Consider the following 18,575-nt stretch of genomic DNA (forward strand, 5'->3'; position numbering starts at 1 on the left):
GTCAGGCGTCCCCTTTGGCCAGGTCATCCAGCTTCAGTTGCAGGCCACCGATCGCGGCGTCGTCAGACAGCGCGGCCTTGGCTTTTTCATAGGCACCGTGGGCATCGTCGGCGCGACCCAGCTGAACCAGCAGGTCGCCCTTGAGCTCTTCGCGGCTGGCCTGGAAGGCCTTGTCGGTATCGCCATCGAGCAGCTTCAGGGCCTCTTCGGCCTTGTCCTGGGCAGCCAGGACGCGGGCCAGGCGCTGGCGCGAGATCTCGCCCAGGGTGGCGTCGGCTGGCTTGTCCATCACGCTCTTGAGCTCGGCGGCGGCATCGTCCAGCTTGCCGCTCTCGACCGCGACCTTGGCCACGAAGAGGCTGCCGTACTGGGCGTAGGCCGAACCACCGAACTCGCTCTTGAGCTTGCCGGACAGCTCGGCGACCTTGGTCGCGTCAGGTTGGCCGCTCGGCGTCAGGCTGGTTTCCAGCAGTGCCTGGTACAACGCCGAGGCACCCTGGGACTGGTTGGTCTGGTATTTCTGCCAGGTCTGCCAGCCCATCACCACCGCGGCGGCCAGCAGGGCACCGGTCAGCAGCGGCTTGCCGTTGCGGTTCCACCAGTCCTTGGCTGCGGCCAGGCCTTCATCATCGGTACTCGACACCCCAATACTCCTTTTCAGCAATTCGGCTGGTTGGTCCGCTTCACGCCTGGGCGAGAGCGGCTTGCAGATGCTCGGCCAGAGCATCCCAGGCAATGTTCTGTTGTTCGCCCTGGCCACGCAGGGGTTTAACGCCGACCACGCGCTGCGCGAGCTCGTCGTCACCGAGGATCAGGGCGAACAGCGCCCCGCTCTTGTCGGCCTTCTTGAACTGGCTCTTGAAGCTGCCGCCACCGGCGTTGACTGCCAGGCGCAGGCCCGACAGGCGATCGCGCAGGGCTTCGGACAGGCGCAGGCCAGCGAGTTCGGCCTGCTCGCCGAAGGCGCACAGGTACACGTCGATCTGACGGCTGATGGACTCGGGGACCTTGCCCAGGGTCTCGAGCAGCAGGATCAGGCGCTCGATGCCCATGGCGAAGCCCACGCCCGGGGTCGGCTTGCCACCCATCTGCTCGACCAGGCCGTCGTAGCGGCCACCGGCGCAGACGGTGCCCTGGGCGCCGAGCTTGTCGGTGACCCACTCGAACACGGTCTTGCTGTAGTAGTCCAGGCCACGAACCAGCTTGGTGTTGATCACGAACGGAATGCCAGCGGCGTCCAGGCGGGCCTTGAGGCCCTCGAAGTGCACGCGGGACTCTTCGTCCAGATAGTCCTCGAGCTTCGGTGCGTCGACCAGTACCGCCTGGGTACCCTGGTCCTTGCTGTCGAGGATGCGCAGCGGGTTGCTCTTGAGCCGGCGCTGGCTGTCTTCGTCCAGTTGCTCGAGGCGAGCCGACAGGAATTCGACCAGCGCGTCGCGGTAGCGCGCGCGGGCTTCGCTGGTGCCCAGGCTATTGAGCTCGAGCTTGACCGCGTCCTGGATGCCCAGCAGGCCCCACAGGCGCCAAGTCAGCATGATCAGTTCGGCATCGACGTCCGGCCCTTCCAGGTTGAACACTTCGACGCCGATCTGGTGGAACTGGCGGTAGCGGCCTTTCTGCGGGCGCTCGTGGCGGAACATCTGGCCGATGTACCAGAGCTTCTGCACCTGGCCGTTGCCGGTGATGCCATGCTCGAGCACGGCGCGCACGCAGGCTGCAGTGCCTTCGGGGCGCAGGGTCAGCGAGTCGCCGTTGCGGTCCTCGAAGGTGTACATCTCTTTTTCGACGATGTCGGTGACTTCACCGATGGAGCGCTTGAACAGCTCGGTGAACTCGACGATCGGCGTGCGGATCTGGCTGTAGCCATAGGTGTCCAGCAGGCCGGCCACGGTGCCCTCGAAGTAGCGCCACAGCGGCGACTGCTCGGGCAGGATGTCGTTCATGCCACGGATGGCTTGCAGCGATTTGCTCACGGAAAATCCTTACGAATCTGGGTATCAGCCACGGGCGATCAGCGCCGCGTCGGCCTCGGCCTTTTCGGCCGCTTTCTGGCGGATGAGTTTTTCCAGCTCATCGACCAGGTTGTCATTGGTCAGCTTCTGCGACGGCTTGCCATCGATGTAGACCAGGTTCGGCGTGCCGCCGGTCAGGCCCACATGGGACTCCTTGGCTTCGCCCGGGCCGTTGACCACGCAGCCGATCACGGCCACATCCATCGGTACCAACAGGTCTTCCAGGCGCCCTTCCAGCTCGTTCATGGTCTTGACCACATCGAAGTTCTGCCGCGAGCAGCTCGGGCAGGCGATGAAGTTGATGCCACGCGAGCGCAGGTGCAGCGACTTGAGAATGTCGTAGCCGACCTTCACTTCCTCGACCGGGTCGGCAGCCAGGGAAATGCGGATGGTATCGCCGATGCCTTCGGCCAGCAGCATACCGAGGCCGACGGCGGATTTCACCGTCCCCGAACGCAGGCCACCGGCTTCGGTGATGCCCAGGTGCAGGGGCTGGACGATCTGCTTGGCCAGCAGGCGGTAGGCTTCGACGGCCATGAACACGTCGGAGGCCTTGACGCTCACCTTGAAGTCCTGGAAGTCCAGGCGGTCGAGGTGCTCGACGTGGCGCAGGGCAGATTCCACCAGTGCAGCCGGGGTCGGCTCGCCGTATTTCTTTTGCAGGTCCTTTTCCAGGGAGCCGGCGTTGACGCCGATGCGGATCGGGATGCCGCGGTCACGGGCAGCATCGACCACCGCGCGCACGCGGTCTTCGCGGCCGATGTTGCCCGGGTTGATGCGCAGGCAGTCGACGCCCAGCTCGGCCACGCGCAGGGCAATGCGGTAGTCGAAGTGGATGTCGGCAACCAGCGGTACGCTGACCTGCTGCTTGATACGGCCGAACGCCTCGGCGGCGTCCATGTCCGGCACCGAGACGCGGACGATATCGACACCGGCATCGACCAGGCGCTGGATCTGCGCCACGGTGGCCGCGACATCATTGGTGTCGGTGTTGGTCATGCTCTGCACCGCGATGGGGGCATCACCGCCCACCGGCACATTGCCGACCCAGATCTTCCGGGATTCGCGACGTTTGATCGGAGATTCGCCGTGCATGACTTACTGTCCCAACTTCAGGCGAGCGGTCTCGCCACTGGTGAACGGAGCTACGTCGACCGCCTGGCCGTTGTAGCTGACCTGGGCGCCGCGGGCGAAGCCCAGGCGCACTGCGAACGGCGGCTTGCCGCTCAGGTCAAGGCTGTCGCCCTTACGCTTGATGGCGCTGAACAGCACCTTGCCGTTGCCGTCGGTGACCTGGGTCCAGCAATCGGCGGTGAACTGGATCTGTACCTTGCCGCTGCCGGCGGGGATTTCTGTCGGGGTGGCCTGAGTGTTGGCGGCGGCAGTGGCAACGGGTGAAGCCGGGGTTGCCGGGGCAACGGGCGCGGCAGCAGCTGGCGCGGTGGCGACGGGCGCGACCGAGGTAGCCGGTGGCGTCGAGGCCGCCGGGGCTGCAGGTTCGGCCGGGGCTACTGCAGGCACGGCAGGCGCAGGCGTGGTGGCAGGCGCAGGCGTTTCGGCCGGCGTTTCGCTGGCGCTGCCTGCCTCTGTCGCTGCGGCGTTCTCAGCCTGCTCCAGCGGCAGCGCAGCGGCTTCGGGCTGCTGGCCTGCGGTCACGGCCTGGTCTTCCGGCTCATCCAGTGGGTGGATCTGGGTGGTGCCGTCGGCGCTCTCGACCTCGACGTGCTCCAGGGCCATCTTGGCCAGGTCCTTGCCGCGCAGGCTGTTCTGGTCCTGCCACCAGAAGAAGCCGCCGCCGACCACGACCACCAGCAGCAACAGGCTGACACCGCGCAGGATATTGTGGGAAAGACGCACCGGCTCTTCGATGCGGCCCAGCGAATGGACCTCGCTGCCCTTGGCATGGGTGCCGGTGTATTGGTCGAAGGCCTCGACCAGCGGTGCCTGGTCCATGTCCATCAGCTTGGCGTAGGCACGGATATAGCCGCGGGCGAAGGTATGCCCCGGCAGCTTGTCGAAGGCGCCGTTTTCCAGGTTGTTCAACGAACTGACCGTGAGGTTGAGCTTGCGGGCCACCTCGGCTTGCGACCACGCCCGGTTCTCGCGGGCCTGGCGCAAGACCTCACCGGGATTCTGGCGAGTCGCTGCTGCTACTTCGGGGTGCGCGGCTTTCATCGTTGCTCCGACAGGTATTGCTGATATTCCGGCGTACCGGGATAAAGTCGTTGTAGTTGCTGGCCCAGCTCGGCCACGGTGCCAGGCTCATCCAGGGCCCTGGCAAGGCGGCTGCCCAACAGCAGGCTCCGGGCGTTCGCGTCGCTCAGCTGGCTGAAACGATCGTAGTAGTCCCGGGCCGGCACATAATGCCTGTTTTCGTAGGACAACTCAGCCATTTCCAGCAACGCTTTCGGTTGCCGCGGGTCAAGTTGCAGAGCCTTGCCCAGGTACTCGCGTGCCTGGTCGCGACGCTCGAGCTTCAGGGCGACCAGGCCAAGGTTCTCGTAGACCCGCGAGCGCTCAGGATACAGGGTATCGGCCGCGGCTTGGCGAAACATCTGCTGGGCCTGGCGAAATTGCCCCTGAGCATAAAGGAAACTGCCGTAGTTGTTGCGAATTCGTGTATCGCTCGGGCGGGCCGACAGAGCCTTGCGAAAGTGCGTCTCGGCCAGGGCCGGCTCGCCTTCGGCCTGGAATACCAGGGCCAGGGCGGCGTGGGCATCGGCGTCGTTGCCGTCGAGGGCCAGGGCCTTGATCAGCGGCGCCTTGGCCTGCCCGGTCAAACCTTGTTGCAAATAACCCAGGCCCAACTGCACGTAGGCCCGCCCTGCGTCCGCCCGCCCCTGGCGACTGGCCAGTGGATCACCCGCACCACCGGACACGCAGCCGGCCAGCAGCGTAAGCGTCAGGATCGACAGCGCAGTGCGCAGGGTCATGGCCGGGTCCTGTCAGTGGCGCACGGCGTTGTCTTGGAGCTCCGCCTCGGCGTTCAACTGACGCACGGCGATGTAGCGCTCGCTACGACGGGTACGGTCCATGACCTGGCCCACCAACTGGCCACAGGCAGCGTCGATGTCTTCGCCGCGGGTGGTACGGGTGGTGACGTTGAAACCACCGTGGTGCAGCAGGTCCTGGAAACGACGGATAGCGTTGTTGCTCGGCCGTTCGTAGCCCGAATGCGGGAACGGGTTGAACGGGATCAGGTTGATCTTGCACGGCACGTCGCGCAGCAGCTCGATCATCTGGGCCGCATGCTCGGGCTGGTCGTTGACGTCCTTGAGCAGAGTGTACTCGACGGTCAGCACGCGCTTGCCCCCGAGGGTGGACATGTAGCGCATGCAGGAGTCCAGCAGGACCTTGAGCGGGTATTTCTTGTTGATCGGAACCAGCTGGTTACGCAGCTCGTCGTTCGGTGCGTGCAGCGACAGCGCAAGCGACACGTCGATGTGCTTGGCCAGTTCGTCGATCATCGGCACCACGCCCGAGGTGGACAGCGTGACGCGGCGCTTGGAAATGCCATAGCCCAGATCTTCCATCATGATCTTCATGGCGGCGATGACATTGTCGAAATTCAAAAGCGGTTCGCCCATGCCCATCATGACCACGTTGGTGATGGCGCGGTCGATCTTGGCCGGGACGGTACCGAAGGATTTGTTGGCAAGCCACACCTGGCCGATCACTTCGGCGGCGGTGAGGTTGCTGTTGAAGCCCTGCTTGCCGGTGGAGCAGAAACTGCAGTCCAGGGCGCAGCCGGCTTGCGACGAGACGCACAGGGTGCCGCGGTCGTCGGTGGGGATGTAGACGGTCTCGACGCAGCTGCCGGAGGCAACGCGGACCACCCACTTGCGGGTACCGTCGGCGGAAATGTCTTCGCTGACCACCTCCGGGCCCCGAATCTCGGCAACGGCCTCGAGCTTTTCGCGCAAGGCCTTGCCGACATTGGTCATGGCGGCGAAATCATCGACGCCAAAGTGGTGAATCCATTTCATGACCTGACCGGCACGAAAACGCTTCTCTCCGATGGACTCGAAGAATTTTTCCATTTCCTGCAGGGTCAGGCCCAACAGGTTGATCTTGCCAGTCATGTCACTCATGGAATCACCCAAGACCTGCTTCGCTTAGCGAATGCGGTCGCACAGCTCGGTAGCGGAGAAGAAGTAAGCGATTTCGCGGGCAGCCGAAGCTTCCGAGTCGGAACCGTGAACAGCGTTCTCGTCGATGGAAACGGCGAAGTCGGCGCGGATGGTGCCGGCAGCAGCTTCTTTCGGGTTGGTGGCGCCCATCAGCTCACGGTTGGCCAGGACGGCGTTTTCGCCTTCCAGAACCTGAACGATGACCGGGCCGGAAGTCATGAAGGCAACCAGGTCGGCGAAGAAGCCGCGCTCTTTGTGCTCAGCGTAGAAGCCTTCGGCCTCGGCCTTGGACAGTTGCTTCATCTTCGAAGCGACGACGCGCAGGCCGGCTTTTTCGAAGCGAGTGGTGATCTCGCCGATGACGTTCTTGGCAACGGCGTCAGGCTTGATGATGGAGAAGGTACGTTGAACAGCCATGGATAACTCCAAAATTGAGTGTTGCGAAAAATTAAACCCGCGAATTATACGCGGGTTCCAGGGGATTGCCTAACCTGCAGGTGACGCTCAGTCGGCTTCTTCGATCCAGGCCGCCTGGATGGCCTCGAGCACTTTCTCACCGCCGCGTGACGGATCGTCGCTGAATTCTGGCAAGGCCAGCACCCAGCGGTGCAGATCGACGAAATTCACATAACGAGGATCGACCTCCGGCTTGCTTTGCGCAAGCTGGATGGCGATCTCAAGTACATCAATCCATTTCAGGCTCATGCTGGAACCTCAGTGCGGCGCTTCGGCGGCGTGGTTGAGCGAGTATTTGGGGATTTCGATCGTCAGGTCTTCATCGCCGACGATCACCTGGCAGGCCAGGCGCGATTGCGCTTCCAGGCCCCAGGCCTTGTCCAGCATATCCTCTTCCAGCTCATCGGCCTCTTCCAGCGAGTCGAAACCCTCGCGGACGATGCAGTGGCAGGTGGTGCAGGCGCAAACGCCACCGCAGGCGCTTTCCATCTCGATGTGATGCTCGTGGGCCAATTCCAGGATGTTGGTGCCTGGCTCCACCTCTACCACCAGCCCATCCGGGCAGAACTTCTCGTGCGGCAGGAAAATCACCTGGGGCATCGGTTACTCCTCGATCTCATTCAGGTTGCGCCCGGCCAGTGCGGCTTTGACCGTCGAATCAAGGCGACGGGCGGCAAAAGCATCGGTCACCTGCGACAGACGCTTGGTCTGCTGCTCGATGGCCGCGCCATCGGTGCCGGTGAGCAAATCACGCAATTCTTGCATCTGGAACTCGATCGCCTCGCGCTCCTCGGCACTGAGCAAACGCTCGCCGTCGGCATCCAGGGCGCCCTGCACGGCCTCGAGCAGCCGCTCGCCGTCGACCTGGTGCTCGCGCAGCTGGCGAGCCTGCTTGTCGGAGCCGGCGTGCTCGAAGGAGTCCTTGAGCATGCGGGCGATTTCGCCATCGGTCAGGCCGTAGGACGGCTTGACCTGGATGCTCGATTCCACGCCCGAGCCCAGTTCGCGGGCCGACACGCTGAGCAGGCCGTCGGCATCGACCTGGAAGGTGACGCGGATCTTCGCAGCACCAGCGACCATGGCCGGAATGCCGCGCAGTTCGAAACGCGCCAGGGAACGGCAGTCGCTGATCAGCTCGCGCTCGCCCTGCAGGACGTGGATCATCATGGCCGACTGGCCATCTTTATAAGTGGTGAACTCCTGGGCGCGGGCCACCGGGATGGTGGTATTGCGCGGGATCACCTTTTCCATCAGCCCGCCCATGGTCTCGAGCCCCAGGGACAGCGGGATGACGTCCAGCAACAACAATTCGCCACCCTCGCGGCGGTTGCCGGCCAACGTATCGGCCTGGATCGCGGCGCCGATGGCTACCACCTGGTCCGGGTCGATCGAGGTCAGCGGGGTACGGCCGAACAGCCCACCTACCGCCTCCCGTACACGCGGGACGCGGGTGGAGCCGCCAACCATCACCACGGCGCCGACCTCTTCGAGCTCGACGCCGCTGTCGCGAACGGCGCGGCGGCAGGCCTTCAGGCTGCGGGCGATCAAGGGCTCGATCAGGGCCTCGAAACCGGCGCGGGTCAGCTCGCCCTGCCAGGCGCCGTGGCGCACGCTGACCACGTCGGCGTCGGTCAGGGCTTCCTTGGCGGCGCAGGCGGCCTGCAGCAGTTGGCGTTGGGCGGAGGGGTCGAGGTCGGACGACAGCCCGGCCTGCTCGACGATCCAGCCGGCGATGGCGTGGTCGAAGTCGTCGCCGCCCAGGGCGGTGTCGCCACCGGTGGCCAGTACTTCGAACACGCCCGCGGTCAGGCGCAGAATGGAAATATCGAACGTGCCGCCACCCAGGTCATAGATGGCCACCACACCTTCGGCTTTCTCGTCCAGGCCATAAGCAACGGCGGCCGCGGTCGGCTCGTTGAGCAGGCGCAACACGTTGAGGCCGGCCAGGCGCGCGGCGTCCTTGGTAGCTTGGCGCTGGGCGTCGTCGAAATAGGCCGGCACGGTGATCACCGCACCCACCAGCTCGCCACCGAGCGTTTCCTCGGCACGCTGGCGCAACACCTTGAGGATGTCGGCGGACACTTCCACCGGGCTCTTTGGCCCCTGGACGGTGTCGATGAACGGCATGTGCGACTCGCCACCGACGAAGCGGTACGGCAGCTGCTCGCCCAGTTGTTTGACATCGGCCAGGCCACGCCCCATCAGGCGCTTGACCGACAGGACGGTATTCAGCGGGTCGCTGGAGGCCGCCTCGCGGGCAGCCAGGCCTACGTCGATGCCGCTGTCGAGGTAACGTACCGCCGAAGGCAGAATGACATTACCTTGTGCATCGGGCAGCGGCTCGCTGCGACCGCTGCGCACGGCAGCGACCAGGGAATTGGTGGTGCCCAGGTCAATCCCCACTGCCAGGCGGCGCTGGTGTGGCTGGGGGCTTTGACCGGGTTCGGCGATCTGCAGTAGGGCCATGCTTATCTGAGTACCTTAGGCGTCGTCACGTGCAACGCCGGGGTTAATCGTCGAGGCGCTCTTCGAGTTGGCGCACTTCCTGGGCGAGCTTGTCGAGAAACTGCATGCGGCGCATCAGGCGCTCTGCCCTGTCACGCTCGGCAGCCACGTCCCAGCAGGCGGCGAAATCCTCGTTCAACGTCTCCTGGGCGGCTTTCAGGCGCTTCTTGAAGACAGCGACACCGTCGAGGTCGGCTTCGTCCTGCAGCTCTTCGAGCTCTTCGCGCCACTGCATCTGCTGCAGCAGGAAGTCCGGGTCGTGGACGGTGATTTCCTGGGGCACTTCGTGGCCACCGATGGCCAGCAGGTAGCGGGCACGCCGCGGGGCGCTGCGCAGGGTCTGATAGGCCTCGTTGAGAGCCGCGGACTTCTCCAGCGCGACACGCTGTTCGCGCTCGGAGGCATCGGCGAAGCGGTCCGGATGGACCTCACGGGCCAGCTCGCGATAGCGCGTGGCCAGCTTGTCGAGGTCCAGGCGGAAACCGGGCTGCAGGTCAAACAGGGCGAAATGGCAAGGAGTACCCACGTCAAGCCTCAGACATTGAAGCTTTCGCCGCAGCCACATTCACCGCGCACGTTGGGGTTGTTGAACTTGAAGCCTTCGTTCAACCCTTCCTTGACGAAGTCCAGCTCGGTGCCGTCGAGGTAGACCAGGCTCTTGGGGTCGATGATGACCTTCACGCCGTGGTTCTCGAAGACTTGGTCTTCGGCCGCCACTTCATCGACGAACTCCAACACGTAGGCCAGGCCCGAGCAGCCGGTGGTGCGCACGCCCAGGCGAATGCCCTCGCCCTTGCCGCGCCCTTCGAGGGAACGCCGCACGTGGTTGGCGGCGGCTTCTGTCATGCTGATAGCCATCGGAACTCTTTCCTCAACTTCAGTTAGCGCACAAGCGTCTTAGACCAAGCCTTTCTTCTGCTTGTAGTCGCGCACAGCAGCCTTGATGGCATCTTCGGCGAGTACCGAGCAGTGGATCTTGACCGGCGGCAACGCCAGTTCTTCGGCCAACTGGGTGTTCTTGATGGTCTCGGCTTCGTCCAGGGTCTTGCCCTTCATCCACTCGGTGGCCAGGGAGCTGGAGGCAATGGCCGAGCCACAGCCGTAGGTCTTGAACTTGGCATCTTCGATGATGCCCTGCTCGTTGACCTTGATCTGCAGGCGCATGACGTCGCCGCAGGCCGGCGCGCCGACCATGCCGGTACCGACATCCGGGTCGTCGGCGTTCATCTTGCCGACGTTGCGCGGGTTTTCGTAGTGGTCGATGACCTTTTCACTGTATGCCATGGTGCAATTCCTTCCTCATCAGGGAGCCGCTCTTGCTGGCGACTGCTTAGTGGGCGGCCCACTCGATCTTGGAGATGTCGACGCCGTCTTTGTACATGTCCCACAGCGGCGACAATTCGCGCAGTTTGTTCACCGCCTCGCAGACTTTCTGCGCGGCGTAATCGACTTCTTCCTCGGTGGTGAAGCGGCCGAAGGAGAAGCGGATCGAGCTGTGCGCCAGCTCGTCGTTGCGGCCCAGGGCGCGCAGCACGTAGGACGGCTCGAGCGAAGCGGAGGTGCAGGCCGAGCCGGACGATACGGCGATGTCCTTGAGCGACATCAGCAGCGACTCGCCTTCGACGTAGTTGAAGCTCAGGTTCAGGTTGTGCGGCACGCGGGCAGTGCGGCTGCCGTTGACGTACAGCTCTTCGAGGTTGGAAACCTGTTCGAAGAAGCGGTCGCTCAGGGCCTTGATGCGCACGTTCTCGGCGGCCATTTCCTGCTTGGCGATGGCGAAGGCCTCGCCCATGCCGACGATCTGGTGGGTCGGCAGGGTGCCCGAACGCATACCGCGCTCATGGCCACCGCCGTGGATGATGGCTTCCAGGCGTACGCGCGGCTTGCGGCTGACGTACAGCGCGCCGATGCCTTTCGGGCCATAGACCTTGTGCGCCGAGAACGACATCAGGTCGACCTTCAGCTTCTGCAGGTCGATCTCGACCTTGCCGGCGGACTGGGCGGCATCGACGTGGAACAGCACGCCGCGCGAGCGGGTCAGTTCACCGATGGCGGCAATGTCGTTGATCGAGCCGACTTCGTTGTTCACGTGCATCAGCGAGACCAGGATGGTGTCTTCGCGCAGGGCCGCCTCGACCATGGCCGGGGTGACGATGCCGTCTTCGCCGGGCTCGAGGTAGGTGACTTCGAAACCTTCGCGCTCGAGCTGGCGAGCGGTGTCCAGGACCGCCTTGTGCTCGATCTTGGAGGTGATGATGTGCTTGCCCTTGGTCTGATAGAAGTGCGCCACGCCCTTGAGGGCGAGGTTGTCGGACTCGGTGGCACCGCTGGTCCAGACGATCTCGCGCGGGTCGGCGTTGATCAGCTCGGCAACCTGGCGACGACCGTTTTCGACGGCTTCCTCGGCCTTCCAGCCGAACACGTGGGAACGCGAGGCCGGGTTACCGAAGTTCCCGTCGACCAGCAGGCAGTCGGCCATCTTCTGGGCGACGCGCGGATCGACCGGAGTGGTCGCGGAGTAATCGAGGTAGATCGGCAACTTCATTGGGTATCTCCTATCAGGCGGTGGCGTCGCTCGTCGCTGCTATCAGTCGACGGCGGACGTCTCAATCTTGTCCATCCGGGCGGTACGGCCCGAGACGCGGCGCAGGTCCTGGCGATGGGCGACTTCCTGCACCTCGCGGCGCTCGACCAGATCGGCCAGGCTGATGCCGCTGAGGAACTCGTGGATCTGCTGGCTGAGGTCGCACCACAAGTGGTGGGTCAGGCAGGTATCGCCGGCGTGACAGTCCCCCAGGCCCTGGCAACGGGTGGCATCGACCGATTCGTTGACCGCGTCGATGACCTGGGCCACCTGGATGGTTTCCATGCCACGCGACAGCTGGTAGCCGCCGCCCGGACCGCGCACGCTGGAAACCAGGCTGCCACGGCGCAGCTTGGCGAACAGCTGTTCCAGATAGGAAAGGGAAATGCCCTGGCGCTCGGAAATGTCGGCCAAAGACACCGGCCCATGCTGCGCATGCAACGCCAGGTCAAGCATGGCGGTCACGGCATATCGGCCTTTGGTAGTCAGTCGCATGGCTATTGGGTACCACGGGAGTTACAGGATGTGTGCGAGTATGCGATTCCCGAGCATTTAAGTCAACTATTAGACCTAGTGCTTTAGTCGGGTATGCATCGGGGAGGCGGGCGCGAGTCTAACAGACCAGGGGCGTGAGCACACGCCCCATATCTCACCGCGCCGTAATCAATGCGCCTGGGTGTCGCTCTGCGCGGTTTGCTTGACCTCGACGAAGTCTTCCTCGGGCAGTGCCGGCAGTTCCTTGCCGCAATAGTCGCTGCCCAGCTTGGTCAACGCACCGCACATGCCCTCGAGCCGTTCGTCGACCGCCTGCAGGTGGTCGAGCATCTGGCCGATGGCGCGGGCCACCGGGTCGGGCATGTCGCCACTGACGCCGTAGGCATCGAAGCCGATCTTCTCGGCCATGGCCTTGCGCTTGGCCTCGACCTCGTTATCTTCAGCCTTGACGATGATCCGCCCGGGGATCCCCACCGCCGTGGCACCGGCAGGCACCGCCTTGGTCACCACAGCGTTGGAACCGATCTTGGCCCCGGCACCGACGGTGAACGGGCCGAGAACCTTGGCCCCGGCACCGACCACCACGCCGTTTTCCAAGGTCGGGTGGCGCTTGCCTTTGTTCCAGCTGGTGCCGCCCAAGGTCACGCCCTGGTACAGGGTGACGTCGTCACCGATCTCGGCGGTCTCGCCGATGACGATGCCCATGCCGTGGTCGATGAAGAAGCGCCGACCGATGGTGGCACCGGGATGGATCTCGATGCCGGTCAGCCAGCGACCGAAATTCGACACCAGGCGCGCCAGCCACTTGAAGTCACGCACCCACAGGGCATGGCCCAGACGGTGCAGCCAGATGGCATGCATGCCCGGGTAGCAGGTCAGCACCTCGAAGGCATTGCGCGCCGCCGGGTCGCGATGGAATACGCTTTGGATATCTTCGCGCAGACGTTCGAACATCTTTTTCTAGTCCTTCCGCTTATGCGGCTCGCCCCGTGCGACTTTCTGGGTCTCGGTGAGGATGCCGCGCAAAATGCTCATTTCCGAACGATTGACCGAGCTGCGCCCATAGAGCCGACGCAGGCGCGGCATCAGGTGCTTGGGCTTCTCCGGGTCAAGGAAGCCGATCTGCACCAGGGTTTTTTCCAGGTGCTCGTAGAACAGCTCCATCTCGTCCATGGTCGCCAGCTCGCCGCTGCGCAGCGAGTTGGCCTCGAACTTCTCGACCTTCGTCGGCGCGCCCTCGGCCGCCAGCCAGGCCATGCGCACCTCGTAGGAGAGCACCTGGACCGCTGCGGCTAGGTTCAGCGAACTGAAGTCGGGGTTCGAAGGAATGTGCACGTGGAAGTGACATCGCTGCAGCTCTTCGTTGGTCAGCCCAGCATGCTCGCGACCGAACACGAGGGCGATCTCCTCACCGGCACCGGCGTGTTCGACGACCTTGGCACCGCATTCACGGGGGTCGAGCAACGGCCAGGGGATGCTGCGCTCGCGGGCACTGGTGCCGATCGCCAGGCTGCAGCCGACCAATGCCTCTTCGAGGCTGTCGACCACCTGGGCGTTGTCCAGCACATCGTCTGCGCCGGATGCGCGCGCCGTGGCATCCACGGCGGGGAAATCCAGAGGCTGGACCAGCACCAGGCGCGACAGGCCCATGTTTTTCATGGCACGCGCAGCGCCGCCGATATTGCCGGGGTGGCTGGTATTGACCAGAACAACACGAATATTCTGCAACAAGGTGTTGAGCTCACGGATGTGGATAACGGGGCAAACGATCTTACAGAAGCGACGGACGTAACGCCACGAAAGCACATGTCACCCTTCTGCCGAAGCAGATTTCTGATAGACTATGCGGCTTTCCTCTTTAACATCCCAGGTGAAACGCCCATGCAGCCTATGCTGAATATCGCCCTGCGCGCCGCTCGCAGCGCCAGTGAATTGATTTTCCGCTCCATCGAACGCCTGGACAGCATCAAAGTCGACGAGAAAGAAGCCAAGGACTACGTGTCCGAGGTTGACCGCGCCGCCGAGCAGACCATCGTCAACGCCCTGCGCAAGGCCTACCCGAACCACTCCATACAGGGTGAAGAAACCGGCCTGCACGCCGGTACCGGTGAAGAAGGCAAGGACTACCTGTGGATCATCGATCCACTGGACGGCACCACCAACTTCCTGCGTGGCGTTCCTCACTTTGCGGTCAGCATCGCCTGCAAATACCGTGGCCGCCTCGAGCACGCCGTCATCGTCGACCCGGTTCGCCAGGAAGAATTCACCGCCAGCCGCGGTCGCGGCGCCCAGCTCAACGGCCGTCGCCTGCGCGTCAGCTCGCGCACCAGCCTGGAAGGCGCCCTGCTGGGTACCGGTTTCCCGTTCCGTGACAACCAGATGGCCGACCTGGACAACTACCTGGGCATGTTCCGCGCACTGACCGGCCAGACTGCCGGCATCCGCCGCGCCGGCGCCGCCAGCCTGGACCTGGCCTACGTCGCTGCCGGCCGCTTCGACGCCTTCTGGGAGTCGGGCCTGTCCGAGTGGGACATGGCTGCGGGCGTGCTGCTGATCCAGGAAGCCGGTGGCCTGGTGAGCGACTTCAATGGTGGCCACGACTTCCTCGAGAAGGGTCACATCGTCGCTGGCAACATCAAGTGCTTCAAGGCCGTGCTGACGGCCATCCAGCCGCACCTGCCCGAGTACATGAAGCGCTAAGCGCTGCGTACAGGCACAAAAAAAGCACCCTTCGGGGTGCTTTTTTTGTGCCCTGCAGGAGGCGGCCTTGTGCCGCGAAAGGGCTGCAAGGCAGCCCCGGCAATTTCTGCCGGGACTCAGATCCTGGGGCCGCTTCGCGCCCCTTTCGCGGCGCAAGGCCGCTCCTACAAAACGGCAGAGCGCGGTTTTACTGCCCGGCCTGGTTCTCGCTCAGGACCAGGTTGCCATTCTTGTCCAACGGAATGGTCGAACCCGGCTCGTGGTTCATCTTCACGCGGCCAACCTTGTCGCCGATGGAATAAGTCACGTTGTAGCCGACCACCTTCTCGCTCAGGTCATTGACCGTGTTGCAGCGGGTTTGCGTCGTGGTATAGGTGTCACGCTCCTGCATGCCCTCCTGCACCTTGTTGCCGGCGTAACCACCACCCACCGCACCGGCCACGGTGGCAATCTTCTTGCCGGTGCCGCCGCCGATCTGGTTGCCCAGCAGGCCGCCGGCAATGGCACCGACCACGGTACCTGCGATCTGATGCTGGTCCTTCACCGGCGCCTGGCGCGTCACGGTGACGTCCTTGCACACCTGGCGCGGGGTCTTGATGGTTTCCTTGATGGGCTGCACGTCCGTAACCTGGGCGTACTCCGGCCCTTTGTTCACCAAGCTGTAGGTTGCGACAGCACCTCCGGCGGTCACACCGACAGCACCCAGCACCGCACCCACAAGCATTGATTTATTCACGTGAACCTCCTGATCGTACCCGCGGCATCAGCCGCCTTCTCCCAGCCTTGGAGCATAAAAAAAGGCGCGAGTTCAATACCCGCGCCTTTCTTCACGCCAAACGGCAGCCTGCAACAGCTTACGGACGGTCGTCCTCACCCTCGGCCTTGACCGGCGGGATCAGGTCTTCGCTGCTCAGGTTCAGCCAGATCAGCACCACGTTAGCGATGTAGATCGACGAGTAGGTACCGGCCATGACGCCAATGAACAGCGCCAGGGAGAAGCCGAACAGGTTGTCGCCGCCGAAGAACAGCAGCGCAGCGATGGCCAGCAAGGTCGACACCGAGGTGGCCACGGTACGCAGCAAGGTCTGGGTGGTCGAGACGTTGATGTTCTCGATCAGCGACGCCTTGCGCATCACGCGGAAGTTCTCACGCACCCGGTCGAACACCACGATGGTGTCGTTGAGCGAATAGCCGATGATCGCCAGGACCGCCGCCAGCACCGTCAGGTCGAAGGTGATCTGGAAGAACGACAGGATACCCAGGGTGACCACCACGTCGTGGATCAGCGAGATGATGGCACCGACCGCGAACTTCCACTGGAAGCGGAAGGCCAGGTAGACCAGAATGCCGCCCAGGGCCAGCAGCATGCCCAAGCCACCTTGGTCGCGCAGCTCCTCACCCACCTGCGGGCCGACGAACTCGACGCGCTTGACCGTGGCCGGGTTGTCGCCACCGGCCTTCTGCAGGGCCGCGGCAACGCGGTTGCCCAGCTGTGGGTCGTCGCCGGGCATGCGCACCAGCAGGTCGGTGGTGGCGCCGAAGCTCTGCACCACGGCCTCGTCGAAGCCGGACTGGACCAGCTCGGCACGCACGGCCTTGAGGTCGGCCGGGCGCTCGTAGGTCAGCTCGATGAGCGTACCGCCGGTGAAGTCCAGGCCGAAGTTCAGGCCCTTGTGCCACCAGCTGAACAGCGCCAGGACGGTGAGGAGCACGGTAATGGCGAACGCGACATTGCGCACGCCCATGAAGTTGATGGTTTTCATCGCAGCTCCCTCAAACCCACAGCTTCTTGATGTCACGCCCGCCGCAGGTCAGGTTGACCAGTGCACGGGTCACCATGACGGCGGTGAACATCGAGGTGAAAATCCCGAGGGACATGGTGACCGCGAAGCCCTTGACCGGGCCGGTACCCATGGCGAACAGGATGCCGCCGACCAGCAAAGTGGTCAGGTTGGCATCGACGATCGCCGAGTAGGCGCGGTTGAAGCCCTCGTGGATGGCACGCTGCACCGACATACCGGCGGCGATCTCTTCACGGATACGCGAGAAGATCAGCACGTTGGCGTCCACCGCCATACCCATGGTCAACACGATACCGGCGATACCCGGCAGGGTCAGGGTGGCGCCCAGCAGCGACATCAGCGCCAGCAGCAGGACCATGTTGCCCGCCAGGGCGATGGTGGCCAGCACGCCGAAGGCGCGGTAGATGGCGATGATGAACAGCGAGACGAACAGCATGCCCCACAGGGACGCGTCGATACCCTTGGTGATGTTGTCGGCACCCAGGCTCGGGCCGATGGTACGTTCTTCTGCGAAGTACATCGGCGCGGCCAGGCCACCGGCACGCAGCAGCAGGGCAAGCTCGGACGATTCGCCCTGGCCGTTCAGGCCGGTGATGCGGAACTGGCTGCCCAGCGGCGACTGGATGGTCGCCAGGCTGATGATCTTCTTCTCTTCCTTGAAGGTCTGGATCGCCACGTCTTTCTCGACGCCGTCGACCACCTGCTTCTCGTAGCGGGTCATCGGCTTCTGCTCGATGAAGATCACTGCCATGCTGCGGCCGACGTTGCTGCGGGTGGCGCGGCTCATCAGCTCGCCACCGTGGCCGTCGAGGCGAATGTTGACCTGCGGGCGGCCATGCTCGTCGAAGCTGGCCTGGGCGTCGGTCACCTGGTCACCGGTGATGATCAGGCCACGCTCGACCGCGGCGGAACGGCCGCCTTCGCGGAACTCGAAGACCTCGGTGGTGGCCTTGGAGGCGCCCGGCTCGGCACCAAAGCGGAACTCCAGGTTGGCGGTCTTGCCCAGGATACGCTTGGCTTCGGCGGTGTCCTGCACGCCCGGCAACTCGACCACGATACGGTTGGCGCCCTGGCGCTGGACCAGCGGCTCGGCCACGCCCAGCTCGTTGACCCGGTTGCGCACGGTGGTCAGGTTCTGCTTGATCGAGTATTCGCGGATCTCGGTCACTTTTGCCGGGGTCAGCGCCAGACGCAGCACGGCGAGCTCGTTACGCTCGGTGGTGGTCAGGTCGAAATCATTGAAATTCTTGCGGATCAGGCTGCGGGCCTGCTCGCGGGTGGCATCGTCGGCGAAGCCCAGCATGATGCCGCCGTCCTGCTGAGGCAGGCTGCGGTAGCGGACGCGCTCTTTGCGCAGCAAGGTCTTGACCTCGCCTTCGTAGACTTTCATGCGGGCGCTCATGGCCTTGTCCATGTCCACTTCCAGCAGGAAGTGCACACCACCGGACAGGTCCAGGCCCAGCTTCATCGGGCTCGCGCCCAGGTTGCGCAGCCATTGCGGGGTGGTCTGGGCCAGGTTCAGGGCCACGACGTAATCATCGCCCAATGCCTTGCGCACCACATCCTTGGCCGGGAGCTGGTCTTCCTGGTTGGTCAGGCGCACCAGCGCACTGCCCTTCTCGCCCAGGCTGCCGCCCTTGACGGCAATACCGGCATCGGTCAGCGCCTTGGTGGCGCGGTCCAGGTCGGCCTGACCCACATGCAGCGCGGAGCTCGCACCGCTGATCTGCACCGCCGGGTCATCCGGGTAGAGGTTGGGAGCGGAATAAATAAAGCCGATCGCCAGCACAGCCAGGATCAGCAGGTATTTCCACAGAGGGTATTTGTTCAGCATCACGCCGCCCGTTCAAGACGCGGGGCGCGTTGCGCGCCCCGACTGGAAAAGAAAACC

21 protein-coding genes are annotated in these 18,575 nt (G+C 64.0%); 1 reads left to right on the forward strand and 20 read right to left on the reverse strand.

What is annotated here, in order from left to right:
- Position 1: 1 nt before the first annotated feature.
- The 17 genes from IRZ56_RS03450 to trmJ form a co-directional block, all read right to left on the reverse strand.
- Entirely contained in the window at positions 2 to 643 is a 642-nt protein-coding gene (locus tag IRZ56_RS03450) for a tetratricopeptide repeat protein (RefSeq protein ID WP_196143647.1), read from the reverse strand.
- A 40-nt stretch (positions 644 to 683) separates the two neighbouring features.
- Positions 684 to 1,973, reverse strand: a complete 1,290-nt coding sequence (gene hisS, locus IRZ56_RS03455) for a histidine--tRNA ligase (protein WP_196143648.1) — start codon at positions 1,971 to 1,973, stop codon at positions 684 to 686.
- A gap of 24 nt (positions 1,974 to 1,997) precedes the next feature.
- The gene (gene ispG, locus IRZ56_RS03460; RefSeq protein ID WP_084854595.1) at positions 1,998 to 3,107 is read right to left on the reverse strand and encodes a flavodoxin-dependent (E)-4-hydroxy-3-methylbut-2-enyl-diphosphate synthase; all 1,110 of its coding nucleotides are present in this window, start codon (positions 3,105 to 3,107) and stop codon (positions 1,998 to 2,000) included.
- 3 nt (positions 3,108 to 3,110) lie between these two features.
- Complete coding sequence (locus IRZ56_RS03465) at positions 3,111 to 4,187, reverse strand: RodZ domain-containing protein (protein WP_196143649.1); 1,077 nt, start codon at positions 4,185 to 4,187, stop codon at positions 3,111 to 3,113.
- Entirely contained in the window at positions 4,184 to 4,945 is a 762-nt protein-coding gene (pilW, locus tag IRZ56_RS03470; RefSeq protein ID WP_196143650.1) for a type IV pilus biogenesis/stability protein PilW, read from the reverse strand. The genes IRZ56_RS03465 and pilW overlap by 4 nt, the downstream gene beginning before the upstream one ends.
- A 12-nt stretch (positions 4,946 to 4,957) precedes the next feature.
- A complete protein-coding gene (gene rlmN / locus IRZ56_RS03475) occupies positions 4,958 to 6,103 on the reverse strand; it encodes a 23S rRNA (adenine(2503)-C(2))-methyltransferase RlmN (protein WP_196143651.1) in 1,146 nt (381 codons plus the stop codon).
- 24 nt (positions 6,104 to 6,127) lie between these two features.
- Complete coding sequence (gene ndk, locus IRZ56_RS03480; RefSeq protein ID WP_023382208.1) at positions 6,128 to 6,559, reverse strand: nucleoside-diphosphate kinase; 432 nt, start codon at positions 6,557 to 6,559, stop codon at positions 6,128 to 6,130.
- 87 nt (positions 6,560 to 6,646) lie between these two features.
- On the reverse strand, positions 6,647 to 6,847 hold the full coding sequence (iscX, locus tag IRZ56_RS03485; protein WP_196143652.1) for a Fe-S cluster assembly protein IscX: 201 nt from the start codon (positions 6,845 to 6,847) through the stop codon (positions 6,647 to 6,649).
- A 9-nt stretch (positions 6,848 to 6,856) separates the two neighbouring features.
- Positions 6,857 to 7,198, reverse strand: coding sequence for an ISC system 2Fe-2S type ferredoxin (fdx, locus tag IRZ56_RS03490; RefSeq protein ID WP_134689986.1), 342 nt, complete (start codon positions 7,196 to 7,198; stop codon positions 6,857 to 6,859).
- Positions 7,199 to 7,201: 3 nt separating this feature from the next.
- Positions 7,202 to 9,064: a Fe-S protein assembly chaperone HscA gene (gene hscA / locus IRZ56_RS03495; protein WP_196143653.1), complete on the reverse strand. Its 1,863-nt coding sequence runs from the start codon at positions 9,062 to 9,064 to the stop codon at positions 7,202 to 7,204.
- A gap of 43 nt (positions 9,065 to 9,107) precedes the next feature.
- Entirely contained in the window at positions 9,108 to 9,629 is a 522-nt protein-coding gene (gene hscB / locus IRZ56_RS03500) for a co-chaperone HscB (RefSeq protein WP_196143654.1), read from the reverse strand.
- A gap of 8 nt (positions 9,630 to 9,637) precedes the next feature.
- Positions 9,638 to 9,961: an iron-sulfur cluster assembly protein IscA gene (iscA, locus tag IRZ56_RS03505; protein WP_084858488.1), complete on the reverse strand. Its 324-nt coding sequence runs from the start codon at positions 9,959 to 9,961 to the stop codon at positions 9,638 to 9,640.
- Between the two features lie 39 nt (positions 9,962 to 10,000).
- The gene (iscU, locus tag IRZ56_RS03510) at positions 10,001 to 10,387 is read right to left on the reverse strand and encodes a Fe-S cluster assembly scaffold IscU (RefSeq protein ID WP_084858489.1); all 387 of its coding nucleotides are present in this window, start codon (positions 10,385 to 10,387) and stop codon (positions 10,001 to 10,003) included.
- A 46-nt stretch (positions 10,388 to 10,433) separates the two neighbouring features.
- Complete coding sequence (locus IRZ56_RS03515) at positions 10,434 to 11,648, reverse strand: IscS subfamily cysteine desulfurase (RefSeq protein WP_084858490.1); 1,215 nt, start codon at positions 11,646 to 11,648, stop codon at positions 10,434 to 10,436.
- 42 nt (positions 11,649 to 11,690) lie between these two features.
- Positions 11,691 to 12,182: a Fe-S cluster assembly transcriptional regulator IscR gene (iscR, locus tag IRZ56_RS03520; protein ID WP_084858491.1), complete on the reverse strand. Its 492-nt coding sequence runs from the start codon at positions 12,180 to 12,182 to the stop codon at positions 11,691 to 11,693.
- A gap of 168 nt (positions 12,183 to 12,350) precedes the next feature.
- A complete protein-coding gene (gene cysE / locus IRZ56_RS03525) occupies positions 12,351 to 13,136 on the reverse strand; it encodes a serine O-acetyltransferase (protein WP_196143655.1) in 786 nt (261 codons plus the stop codon).
- 6 nt (positions 13,137 to 13,142) lie between these two features.
- Positions 13,143 to 13,913: a tRNA (cytosine(32)/uridine(32)-2'-O)-methyltransferase TrmJ gene (trmJ, locus tag IRZ56_RS03530; RefSeq protein WP_196143656.1), complete on the reverse strand. Its 771-nt coding sequence runs from the start codon at positions 13,911 to 13,913 to the stop codon at positions 13,143 to 13,145.
- Between the two features lie 150 nt (positions 13,914 to 14,063).
- Between trmJ and suhB the strand changes: the two genes are divergently transcribed.
- Positions 14,064 to 14,882 carry an inositol-phosphate phosphatase gene (gene suhB / locus IRZ56_RS03535; RefSeq protein WP_196143657.1) on the forward strand — a complete coding sequence of 273 codons (819 nt, stop codon included), beginning with the start codon at positions 14,064 to 14,066 and terminating at the stop codon, positions 14,880 to 14,882.
- A 187-nt stretch (positions 14,883 to 15,069) separates the two neighbouring features.
- Here suhB and IRZ56_RS03540 read toward each other — a convergent pair whose 3' ends face one another.
- The 3 genes from IRZ56_RS03540 to secD form a co-directional block, all read right to left on the reverse strand.
- Complete coding sequence (locus IRZ56_RS03540) at positions 15,070 to 15,618, reverse strand: glycine zipper 2TM domain-containing protein (RefSeq protein ID WP_196143658.1); 549 nt, start codon at positions 15,616 to 15,618, stop codon at positions 15,070 to 15,072.
- 118 nt (positions 15,619 to 15,736) lie between these two features.
- The gene (secF, locus tag IRZ56_RS03545) at positions 15,737 to 16,645 is read right to left on the reverse strand and encodes a protein translocase subunit SecF (protein WP_196143659.1); all 909 of its coding nucleotides are present in this window, start codon (positions 16,643 to 16,645) and stop codon (positions 15,737 to 15,739) included.
- 10 nt (positions 16,646 to 16,655) lie between these two features.
- Complete coding sequence (gene secD, locus IRZ56_RS03550) at positions 16,656 to 18,518, reverse strand: protein translocase subunit SecD (RefSeq protein WP_196143660.1); 1,863 nt, start codon at positions 18,516 to 18,518, stop codon at positions 16,656 to 16,658.
- Between the last annotated feature and the right edge of the window lie 57 nt (positions 18,519 to 18,575).

This window comes from Pseudomonas guariconensis (genome assembly GCF_015680235.1).
Classification (GTDB): Bacteria; Pseudomonadota; Gammaproteobacteria; order Pseudomonadales; family Pseudomonadaceae; genus Aquipseudomonas; species Aquipseudomonas guariconensis_A.

Bases quoted from the DNA above. Each gene is read 5' to 3' on its own strand.
- ispG (WP_084854595.1), bottom strand. From the start codon at position 3,107: ATGCACGGCGAATCTCCGATCAAACGTCGCGAATCCCGGAAGATCTGG.
- IRZ56_RS03465 (WP_196143649.1), bottom strand. From the start codon at position 4,187: ATGAAAGCCGCGCACCCCGAAGTAGCAGCAGCGACTCGCCAGAATCCC.
- pilW (WP_196143650.1), bottom strand. From the start codon at position 4,945: ATGACCCTGCGCACTGCGCTGTCGATCCTGACGCTTACGCTGCTGGCC.
- rlmN (WP_196143651.1), bottom strand. From the start codon at position 6,103: ATGAGTGACATGACTGGCAAGATCAACCTGTTGGGCCTGACCCTGCAG.
- ndk (WP_023382208.1), bottom strand. From the start codon at position 6,559: ATGGCTGTTCAACGTACCTTCTCCATCATCAAGCCTGACGCCGTTGCC.
- iscX (WP_196143652.1), bottom strand. From the start codon at position 6,847: ATGAGCCTGAAATGGATTGATGTACTTGAGATCGCCATCCAGCTTGCG.
- fdx (WP_134689986.1), bottom strand. From the start codon at position 7,198: ATGCCCCAGGTGATTTTCCTGCCGCACGAGAAGTTCTGCCCGGATGGG.
- hscA (WP_196143653.1), bottom strand. From the start codon at position 9,064: ATGGCCCTACTGCAGATCGCCGAACCCGGTCAAAGCCCCCAGCCACAC.
- iscA (WP_084858488.1), bottom strand. From the start codon at position 9,961: ATGGCTATCAGCATGACAGAAGCCGCCGCCAACCACGTGCGGCGTTCC.
- iscU (WP_084858489.1), bottom strand. From the start codon at position 10,387: ATGGCATACAGTGAAAAGGTCATCGACCACTACGAAAACCCGCGCAAC.
- IRZ56_RS03515 (WP_084858490.1), bottom strand. From the start codon at position 11,648: ATGAAGTTGCCGATCTACCTCGATTACTCCGCGACCACTCCGGTCGAT.
- iscR (WP_084858491.1), bottom strand. From the start codon at position 12,182: ATGCGACTGACTACCAAAGGCCGATATGCCGTGACCGCCATGCTTGAC.
- cysE (WP_196143655.1), bottom strand. From the start codon at position 13,136: ATGTTCGAACGTCTGCGCGAAGATATCCAAAGCGTATTCCATCGCGAC.
- suhB (WP_196143657.1), top strand. From the start codon at position 14,064: ATGCAGCCTATGCTGAATATCGCCCTGCGCGCCGCTCGCAGCGCCAGT.
- secF (WP_196143659.1), bottom strand. From the start codon at position 16,645: ATGAAAACCATCAACTTCATGGGCGTGCGCAATGTCGCGTTCGCCATT.
- secD (WP_196143660.1), bottom strand. From the start codon at position 18,518: ATGCTGAACAAATACCCTCTGTGGAAATACCTGCTGATCCTGGCTGTG.